The organism is Oerskovia sp. NPDC056781 (genome assembly GCF_042789955.1).
In the GTDB taxonomy this organism is placed as follows: Bacteria; Actinomycetota; Actinomycetes; order Actinomycetales; family Cellulomonadaceae; genus Oerskovia; species Oerskovia rustica.
On sequence record NZ_JBHUAD010000164.1, the window covers coordinates 1 to 8,926 of the forward strand.

Annotated in this window: 8 protein-coding genes; 4 read left to right on the plus strand and 4 right to left on the minus strand. The window is 73.4% G+C overall.

Features of this window, described 5'->3' with window-relative positions:
* Positions 1 to 55: 55 nt before the first annotated feature.
* Together ACFRCR_RS13610 and ACFRCR_RS13615 are read right to left on the minus strand one after the other, a co-directional pair.
* Entirely contained in the window at positions 56 to 727 is a 672-nt protein-coding gene (locus ACFRCR_RS13610; RefSeq protein WP_377678225.1) for an AIM24 family protein, read from the minus strand.
* A 39-nt stretch (positions 728 to 766) separates the two neighbouring features.
* Entirely contained in the window at positions 767 to 1,378 is a 612-nt protein-coding gene (locus ACFRCR_RS13615; RefSeq protein ID WP_377678227.1) for a hypothetical protein, read from the minus strand.
* A 156-nt stretch (positions 1,379 to 1,534) separates the two neighbouring features.
* Between ACFRCR_RS13615 and ACFRCR_RS13620 the strand changes: the two genes are divergently transcribed.
* Positions 1,535 to 3,004, plus strand: a complete 1,470-nt coding sequence (locus ACFRCR_RS13620) for a carboxylesterase/lipase family protein (RefSeq protein WP_377678229.1) — start codon at positions 1,535 to 1,537, stop codon at positions 3,002 to 3,004.
* A gap of 41 nt (positions 3,005 to 3,045) precedes the next feature.
* Here the strand turns inward: ACFRCR_RS13620 and bsh are convergent, their stop codons facing one another.
* The gene (gene bsh, locus ACFRCR_RS13625) at positions 3,046 to 3,993 is read right to left on the minus strand and encodes a choloylglycine hydrolase (RefSeq protein ID WP_377678231.1); all 948 of its coding nucleotides are present in this window, start codon (positions 3,991 to 3,993) and stop codon (positions 3,046 to 3,048) included.
* Positions 3,994 to 4,176: 183 nt separating this feature from the next.
* On the opposite strand from bsh, the gene ACFRCR_RS13630 reads away from it, so the two are divergent.
* Entirely contained in the window at positions 4,177 to 5,199 is a 1,023-nt protein-coding gene (locus ACFRCR_RS13630) for a 3-oxoacyl-[acyl-carrier-protein] synthase III C-terminal domain-containing protein (protein ID WP_377678232.1), read from the plus strand.
* 77 nt (positions 5,200 to 5,276) lie between these two features.
* A complete protein-coding gene (locus ACFRCR_RS13635; protein ID WP_377678234.1) occupies positions 5,277 to 5,921 on the plus strand; it encodes a hypothetical protein in 645 nt (214 codons plus the stop codon).
* On the opposite strand, the gene ACFRCR_RS13640 is transcribed toward ACFRCR_RS13635, so the two are convergent.
* Positions 5,918 to 6,436, minus strand: coding sequence for a MarR family winged helix-turn-helix transcriptional regulator (locus tag ACFRCR_RS13640; RefSeq protein ID WP_377678235.1), 519 nt, complete (start codon positions 6,434 to 6,436; stop codon positions 5,918 to 5,920). The two genes, ACFRCR_RS13635 and ACFRCR_RS13640, sit on opposite strands and share 4 nt — an antisense overlap.
* A 117-nt stretch (positions 6,437 to 6,553) precedes the next feature.
* On the opposite strand from ACFRCR_RS13640, the gene ACFRCR_RS13645 reads away from it, so the two are divergent.
* Complete coding sequence (locus ACFRCR_RS13645) at positions 6,554 to 8,830, plus strand: LLM class flavin-dependent oxidoreductase (RefSeq protein WP_377678237.1); 2,277 nt, start codon at positions 6,554 to 6,556, stop codon at positions 8,828 to 8,830.
* The last annotated feature ends 96 nt before the right edge of the window (positions 8,831 to 8,926 follow it).

Consider the following 8,926-nt stretch of genomic DNA (forward strand, 5'->3'; position numbering starts at 1 on the left):
AGGTAGACCTCCAGGAGGTCTACCTCGCGCACAGGGGTCTACCTCGGCGCGAGGGTCAGCTCGACGTCGGGACCGGGTGCCCCTCCGAGGCCTGCACGACGACGATGCCGCGCCCCGTGAGACCGAGCTGGTACGCCTCGCCCGACCCACGGCCGATCGCCGCCGAGAGCTTCGCGGTCTTGCGGATCGTGGACGTGAGCGAGCTCGACCACAGGACCGCGGCCTGCATGTCGACGTACGTGGGCTCGTCGACGTCGAGGACCACGGGCGTCCCGTACGCCGTCACGGCGAGGGACCCCGTCCCGGTGAACGTCGTGTTGAAGAGCCCGCCGCTCATCATGGACGCGCCCTCGACGCGGTTGATGTCCCAGGTCAGGGTGCTCTCGAACGCCAGCACGTTGGACCCGTTGACCGTGACGGCCTCGTCCTCCAGGTGCAGGACGAACACCTGGTCCGCGTCCTGCGCGAGGAAGACGTCGCCGCTGCCCGAGACCTTCATGAGGGACATGCCCTCACCCGTGAAGGCCTTCTTGAACATCTTGGCGACACCGCCCGACCCCTCGTACGCGAAGTCGACGTCGCCCTGGTAGGCGACCATCGAGCCCTGCCGGGCGTAGAAGAACCCGCCCGTGCCCGCGAGGTCGACCTTGAGCATGCGGTCGTTCTGCAGCTGGAAGCTTCCCGGTTCGCCCGGCTGTTCGACGTGGTTCATGAGTGTGCTGCGCATGGCACCGATCATCCGGCAACGGGGAGACCCGTGCACGTGTCAGCGCTCGACGATCGTCGTCACGACGTCGGTCACGGACGGTCGTCGCGGCGTGGAACCGAACCCGAACCGGACCGGCGGGTCGACGTCCCGCAGGTCTCCCAGCCGCTCACCGTCCCACTCGGTGCGGGCGCCCGTGATCTCGTGCACGTCCGTCGCGCCGTAGTGCTCGACCCGGCCGGGTCCGGCGCTCCCGCGCGTCCGGACACCGCGGAGGAAGACCCGTGCGACGGGGTCGGTGAGGACCGTCGTCCGGTGGGAGGCGGCGACCCGACGGGGCACCATGCGCAGCGCACGGCCGAGCGCCGTGCGACGCCCGACGTCGACCCACGCCTCGAGCGGCCCGGCGACCACGTGCCAGTCCCCGGACCCGGCCACCCGGCCCACGGTGACCGGGCACACCTCGACCCGGTCGAAGCGGTACGTCGCCGCGACGAGGTCCGCGACCTGGGGCGACGGGGCGAGAAGGATGCGCTCGCCGTCGGGACGCTCCGCCATGACGTCGGCGAACGCCCCGAACGGGGAGACGTCCCACCTGCCGACGACCAGACGCGTCCCCGACGCCGTGCCCCACCCGGCGATGCGGCCGCGGAACCGCTGGACGCTCGACATCCACCGAAGCCTAGATCGTCGGGTCGAACCCGGTCGAGAAGACCGCCGCGACGACCGCCACGACGGTCACGAGCACGAACGCCACGAACAGGGCCCGTCCCGGACCCGACCGGCGCGCCGCCGACGCCCCGGGCCGACCGGAGAGACCATGGCGGGATGAGTGCTGACAGCGAGGTCGCCGACCGGGTACGGGTCGTCACGAGCAAGGGCGCGGTCGAGGGGACGGTCACGGACGGCGTCGAGCGCTTCCTCGGGGTGCCGTACGCGGCGCCGCCCTTCCGCAGCCGACGTTTCGCGTCGCCCGTGCCCGCGGAGCCCTGGGACGGGGTGCGGGACGCGTCCCGGTACGGGGCCACCTCCCCGCAGTCCCCGTACCCGGGTGCGCTCGGCGCGTTGCTGCCGACCGTGACGATCGACGGCGAGGACGTCCTGCACGTCAACGTGTGGACCCCGGCGGAGCGGGGCACCGGGCTGCTGCCCGTCCTCGTGTGGGTGCACGGCGGGTCTCTCGCGCACGGGTCGAACGCGCTCGCAGGCTATGACGGGACGCGGTTCGCGCAGGACGGCGTCGTGTTCGTCGGGGTCAACTATCGGCTCGGTGCGGAGGGGTTCTCGGTGCTCGACGGCGCCGCGCGCAACCTGGGCCTGGCCGACCAGCTCGCGGCGCTGGCCTGGGTCCAGGACGAGGTCGCGGCGTTCGGCGGCGACCCGCGGCGCGTGACGCTCGCGGGGCAGTCCGCAGGTGGTAACACGGTCGCGGCGATCCTGGCCCACCCCTCGGCACCGGGGCTCGTCGCGCGCGCGATCGTGCAGAGCGGGCCGCTGTCGGCGCAGCCGCCCGCCCGGGCAGGGCGCATCACGCGCGCCATGGGCAAGGACCTGGCCGTCCCGACGACGAGCGCGGGCTTCGCGACCGTCCTGCCCGAGGCGCTGGTCGCCTCGCAGGACCGCGTCACGGCGGGGGCGACCCCGCTGACGGGAGGCCCGGGGTTCGCGCTGTGCCTCGACGACGACCTGGTGCCCCGCACCCCCGAGGAAGCGCTCGTCGCAGGGGCCGGACGCACGATCCCGCTGCTCATGGGCGCCACGACCGAGGAATACCGCCTCTGGTTCGTCCCCACGGGGCTGCTCGGCACGTTCAAGCGCCTGCATCTCGCGGTGGCCCGTCGCAAGGTGGGGATCTCGGCCCGGGCCGTGCGGGTGTTCCGGCGCAACCGGCCCGGCGCGTCGGTCGGGGTCGTCCTCGGGGCGCTCGCCACGGACGTCCTGCTGCGTGTCCCGCTGCAGCGGGTCGCCGACGCCCGCCGGGCCGCGGGCGCGCAGACGCACGTGTACGAGTTCGCCTGGCGCAGCCCGGTCGCCGACCTCGGCGCGGCCCACGCCGTCGAGCTGGGCTTCGTGTTCGACGGCCTGGCGACGCCGGACTCGCGCGCGCTCGCCGGGCCCGACGCCCCGCAGTCCCTCGCGACCGCGATGCACTCGGCCTGGGTGGGGTTCGCGACGACCGGCGACCCTGGCTGGCAGTGCTGGGACGAGTCCCGCCCCGTGCGGGTCTTCGACGGCGAGGGCGACCCCGTGGTCCTCGCGCCGCGCGACGACGAACGGGCCGCGCTCGATCGTCGCTAGCCGGCGCACGGCACTGCCGGGCGCCGGCCAGCGACGGACGTCTACGCGAGGACGAGCTTCTCGCCGCCCGTCGGGTGGTCCGCCATCGCGACGCTGTGGATCGCCGGGTCGTCGTAGGTGTTCCAGTAGTAGGTCGCGGTGCCGGAGGAGAAGAGCCCGGTGTAGACCGTGATCTCGAACTCGCCCGACCCCATCGCAGCGCATCCGTCGACCATCGCGACCTGCTGCAGCGTGTGGAAGGCTCGGCTGACGTTCTCCGCCTCGGTCCCCTTGGTCGGGTAGTGGGCGTTGACGTAGGCGGCCCGGACGAACCGGGAGGGCGAGTAGTAGTCCCCGGGGATGCCGCGCATGTGCGAGCCCGAGCCGAACGGGGTGAGGCGCGCCCTGCCCAGCTCGGTCGCCGGGGGGAACTCGGGGGAGGTGTTGAGGTAGTTGCGCAGGTTCTCGTGGTGCCACGCGAACCCGGGCTGGTTCGTCAGGACGTCGACGTCGTCGTCGAAGACCTGCATGCCCTCGCTCGTGTGCTCCACCACGATCGAGCGCTCCCCGTCGGCGATGATCCAGTGGAGCAGCGAGCTCGGGTACCTGTCGTTGATCGGCTTGTCGACGATCACCACGTGCGCGAGCGCCGCCTCGACCTCGTCCACGCTCGCGAACTGCGAGCACACCCACAGCGGGAACTCGTACGCGGCCACGTTGACCGAACCCTCGACGGGTCCAGGGGCGTACGCCGCGTACCCCGGGAAGTTGAGCCCGGCCACGGCCAGGCCCGCGTCGTTGCCGCAGTCGAAGTAGAGGGGGGTGTCCTCCTCCACGATGCCCATGCCGATGGTCGCGTGCTCGATGCCTGGCACCGCGCCGAACGGCGACCTCGGTGCGTAGCCGGTGGGCGTCAGCACCACCTGCTGGCCGTAGCCGCTCGTCCAGTCGAGGTTCCGTGCGAGGTAGACGCTGCCCTGGCCGTCCGAAAACCTGATTCCCGTACACATAGCGATGCTCCCGTCGTCGGTGCGGATCGCGGCGGACGCGGCTCGCCATGCCTCCGCGTCATGCCCCCGTCCTCCCATGGTCGGCCCCGACGGGCGGTCCCGCTCAGCGGGGTGCAGGTCGGCTCCCGGGCAGGAGACGCCGACGACTTGGTCGATCCACCCACCCGGGGGAATGATCGACCCATGCTCACCCTCACCGGAGCCGCCGGCTCGCGCATCGTCGGGATCGGCCACCACCAGCCCGAGCGGACGCTCACCAACGACGACATCGCCCAGCTGGTCGAGACCAACGACGAGTGGATCCGGTCCCGCACGGGGATCGTGACGCGGCACGTCGCGGCCGAGGACGAGACCGTGGCGGACATGGCCACCGCCGCCGCCCGGCACGCCCTGCAGGACGCCGGTGTCGCGGCGAGCGAGGTCGACATGGTCATCGTCGCGACGGCCACTGCGCGCGACCGGTCGCCCAACACCGCGGGCCGCGTGGCGTACAACCTGCGCACGGGCGTCATGCCGGGTCAGTCCACGCCCGAGGAGGAGGACGCACCCGACCTGCGCGGCGTCGTCGGGCCCGTGATCCTGGACGTCAACGTCGCGTGCTCGGGCTTCGCGCACGCCCTGGCGCTCGCGGACCAGGCGATCCGCACTGGCTCCGCGACCACGGCCCTCGTGATCGGCGCCGAGAAGCTCACCGACTTCACCGACTGGACCGACCGCGTGACGTGCATCCTCACGGCCGACGGCGCGGGCGCGTTCGTGGTGCAGGGGACCGACACCCCGGGGATCGGGCCGGTCGCGTGGGGCTCGGAGCCCGAGCTGACCCCCGCCGTGCTCATCGAGGCCCCGGACGAGAAGTTCGTGCAGGACGGTCGCGCGGTGTTCCGCTGGGCCATCACGCGTGCGGCGGACCGGGCACGTGCCGCGGTCGACAAGTCCGGCCTGACGCTCGACGACATCGAGGTGCTCGTCGCGCACCAGGCGAACCTGCGCATCATCGAGCCGCTCGCCAAGGCGCTGGGCCTCGAGGACAAGGTCGTCGTCACGGACATCACCGAGTCGGGCAACACGTCGGCCGCGAGCATCCCGCTGGGCCTGTCGAAGTGGTGGCACGCGGGCAAGATCCCGGCGGGCGTGCCCGCGCTGCTCATCGGCTTCGGCGGCGGCTTCGCGTGGGCCGGGCAGGTCGTGCAGACACCCACGCGCTGAGCGCGGTCGGCGAGGACCGCGCCTGACGCAGGCCGGCCCGCCGAGACGGCGGCGCACCCGCGTGCCACGCTGGGCGCATGGCTGGTGACCAGCGGGTCCGTCGACTGCGCCGCGAGGCGTGGGGGTTCGTCGTCGGGTCGCTGTGCTTCCTGGTGGGCGCGCTGCCGCCCTACGCCGACGCCGTGGGGCCGGTCCTGGTGGGCGTGACGTTCTGCGTAGGGTCGGTGTTCTTCACGTTCGCCGCGACGGTGCAGCTGAGCCTGAGCGGCCGGCGCGTACCGCGGCGGGGCGCGAACCCGGCCGACCGGTGGGACTGGTGGTCGGCGGCGGTCCAGCTCGTCGGGACGGTGTTCTTCAACATCAGCACGGCCGCGGCCCTGGGCGGGGCGATCGACGACCCGGAGCGGCTGGGGGCGGGCTGGCGGCCCGACGCCTACGGGTCGGTCGCGTTCCTCGTCTCGAGCGCGTTCGCGGTCGTCGCGACGAGGGACCGCGGGAACCTGTGGGACACGGACGCGCGCACGTGGCACGGGACGTGGCTCAACCTCGTGGGGTCGGTCCTCTTCGGTGCGTCGGCCGTGGGGGCCTACGTGGTGCCGCAGACGGACTCGTTGGTGAGCGCGTACTGGGCGAACATGGGCACGTTGCTGGGAGCGCTGTGCTTCCTCGTGGCGGCCCTGCTGTCCCGGCGGACGATCCCAGCACCAGCGGTCGCGGCCTAGCGCGGGGTGCGCGCCCGTGTCGAGGACGCGGCGTCCATGCCCTGCACGACGACGGCGCACCGGTCCTCGTCGTGGCTCGCCCCGTCGGCGGCGCGGTCGAGCAGGCGGCGCAGCGTCGCGCGGTCCGCGGCGTCGAGGCTTCCGAGCAGGTCTTCCTCGGCCGCGGCGACGCGGGCGTCGAGGTCGGCGAGGACCTCGCGCCCCTTGGCGGTCGCGACGATGCGCCGGGTCCGGCGGTCGGTCGGATCGGCCTGGCGTTCGACGAGGTCGCAGTCGACGTACTTGTCGATGAGGTAGGTCATGACGGTCCGGTCGATGCCGAGGCGCGCCGCGAGCGCGGCCTGGCTGGGCGGGGTGTCGTGCACGACGGCGGAGAGCACCTGGTAGCAGCGCGTCCCGTCGGGCAGGTCCTCGGCGAGCGAGTCGACGCGTGCGCTCCACTCGCGCAGGAGCGCGGTGAGCGGCCAGCCGAGGGGGCTGGGGGTGCGGGTGGTGTCCGGCGTCGCGAGGGTCACGGGACCAGGATACCCCGGAATGATCTCGATCGAAGATGAGTTGCTGGTGATATCGTCTGTGACTCAGACGATCTTTGAAGACGACCGCCGCCCCCGCGGCACACGGAGCGCGCACGCATGACGGACTACGGCCACGACCTCATCCTCGGGACCTTCCTGACCCCGCAGAACAGTGACCCGCAGGCGCCCGTGCGCCTCGCGCAGATCACCGAGAACGCGGGGCTCGACCTCGTGACCTTCCAGGACCACCCCTACCAGGCGGGCTTCCTCGACACCTGGACCCTCATGACCTGGGTCGCCGCGGCGACCGAGCGCGTGCACGTCGCGGGCAACGTCCTCAACCTGCCGCTGCGCCCGCCGGCCGTCCTGGCCCGCGCGGCCGCGAGCCTCGACCTGCTCTCGGGCGGCCGGTACGCCATGGGCCTCGGGGCCGGTGCGTTCTGGGACGCGATCGAGGCCATGGGGACGCCGCGCCTCACACCGGGCGAGGCCGTCACTGCCCTCGACGAGGCGGTCGACATCATCCGCGGCATCTGGGACACGAGCGACCGCACGCCCCTGCGCGTGCACGGTACGCACCACCAGGTCGACGGCGCCAAGCGCGGACCGTCCCCCGCGCACGACATCCCGATCTGGATCGGCGCCGTCAAGCCGCGCATGCAGCGGCTCATCGGCCGCAAGGGCGACGGGTGGCTGCCGTCGCTGTCCTACCTCCAGCCCGGCGACCTCGCCAAGGGCAACGCGGTGATCGACGAGGCCGCGATCGCGGCCGGACGCGACCCGAGCGCGGTGCGCCGCATGGTCAACGTCAACGGCAGGTTCACGTCGAACCGCCTGGGCTACCTCCAGGGCCCCGTCGAGCAGTGGGTCGAGGAGCTCGGCAACCTCGCGCTCGAGGACGGTGTCTCCGGGTTCGTCCTCGCGACCGACGACCCGCGCGACATCCAGGTCTTCGGCGAGGAGGTCGCCCCCGCGCTGCGTGAGCTCGTCGCGGCCGAGCGCCGCTCGACCGGCACGGCCCCCGCCGGTCGCCGTCGCGGCGCCCTCGCGCTCGCGGCCCGCCGCGACGGGATCGACTACGACGGTCTGCCCGACTCGCTGACCGAGCGCGCCGTCGAGCCCGGCGACCGCGCCTACGACACGGTCCGCCACACCTACATGCGCTCGGGCGCCCCGGGCATCGTGCTGCGCCCGCGCACCGCGGACGAGGTCGCCGAGGCCGTCGTCTGGGCCGGCGAGCAGGGAGTGCCGCTCGCGGTCCGCTCGGCGGGCCACGGCATCAGCGGTCGGTCCACCAACGACGGCGGCGTGCTCCTCGACGTCGGCGCCCTGGACCAGGTCACCGTGCCCGACGACGGCTCGCACCGCGTGCGCCTGGGTGCGGGCGGGACGTGGGGCCAGGTCGCCGAGGTGCTCTCCCCGCACGGCCTCGCGATCAGCTCGGGCGACTCGGGCGGCGTGGGTGTCGGCGGCCTCGCCACGACGGGAGGCATCGGCCTCCTGGGCCGCAAGCACGGCCTGACGATCGACCACGTGGTCGCCGCGGAGATCGTGACCGCCGACGGCCGGGTGCGCGTCGTCGACGCCGAGAACGACCCCGAGCTCTTCTGGGCCCTGCGCGGGGCCGGCGGCAACATGGGTGTCGTGACCTGGGTCGACGTCCAGGCGACGCCCGTGACCGACCTCGTCTACTCGACCATGGTGCTCGACGCCTCGGACACCGCTGGCCTGCTCGAACGCTGGGCCGCGACCGTCGAGTCGGCGCCGCGCGAGCTCACGAGCTTCCTGCACATGAGCGGGGCGCGCGGCGGGCGTGGACCCATGGCCCAGCTCATGACCGTGTGGGCCGACGACGACACGGGGGCAGCGATCCGTGCGCTCGAGGCCCTCGCCGACTCGGCCCCTCTGCTCGACCACCAGGCCGTGCTGACGCCGTACTCGGGCATCGTGCGCCGGGCCGACGCCCAGCACTCGGGCGGCGGAGAGCCGGGCTCGCGCTCGGGCCTGATCGAGCACGTCGACCGGGCCACGGCCCGCGACCTCGCCCGCTTCCTCGACGGCGGCGGCGCGCAGCTCCTCCAGCTCCGCGCGGTCGGCGGAGCGGTCAACGACGTCGCGCCCGACGCGACGGCGTACGCGCACCGCACGCAGAACTTCTCGGTCGCGGCCTTCGGGTCGCGCCGCGGACCCGGCGGGATCGACGGCGCGTGGGACGAGCTCGTGCACCCGCACACCGACGGGCTCTACCTGTCGTTCGAGACCGACCCCCGTCCCGAGCGCCTGCGCGAGGCGTTCCCCGAGCCGACGCTCTCGCGCCTGCGGCAGGTCAAGCGTCAGGTCGACCCGACGAACCTGTTCTCGGCGAACTTCCCGATCCCGCCGGCAGACGCCTGACCCCTCCGACGGGCCACCTCCCCGACGGGCCGTGTCCCGCGACGGGCCGCGACCCCGCCGGCGGAACACCGCGGGGCACGACGCAGGGCCCGGAGC

Bases quoted from the DNA above. Each gene is read 5' to 3' on its own strand.
- ACFRCR_RS13610 (WP_377678225.1), bottom strand. From the start codon at position 727: ATGCGCAGCACACTCATGAACCACGTCGAACAGCCGGGCGAACCGGGA.
- ACFRCR_RS13615 (WP_377678227.1), bottom strand. From the start codon at position 1,378: ATGTCGAGCGTCCAGCGGTTCCGCGGCCGCATCGCCGGGTGGGGCACG.
- ACFRCR_RS13620 (WP_377678229.1), top strand. From the start codon at position 1,535: ATGAGTGCTGACAGCGAGGTCGCCGACCGGGTACGGGTCGTCACGAGC.
- bsh (WP_377678231.1), bottom strand. From the start codon at position 3,993: ATGTGTACGGGAATCAGGTTTTCGGACGGCCAGGGCAGCGTCTACCTC.
- ACFRCR_RS13630 (WP_377678232.1), top strand. From the start codon at position 4,177: ATGCTCACCCTCACCGGAGCCGCCGGCTCGCGCATCGTCGGGATCGGC.
- ACFRCR_RS13635 (WP_377678234.1), top strand. From the start codon at position 5,277: ATGGCTGGTGACCAGCGGGTCCGTCGACTGCGCCGCGAGGCGTGGGGG.
- ACFRCR_RS13645 (WP_377678237.1), top strand. From the start codon at position 6,554: ATGACGGACTACGGCCACGACCTCATCCTCGGGACCTTCCTGACCCCG.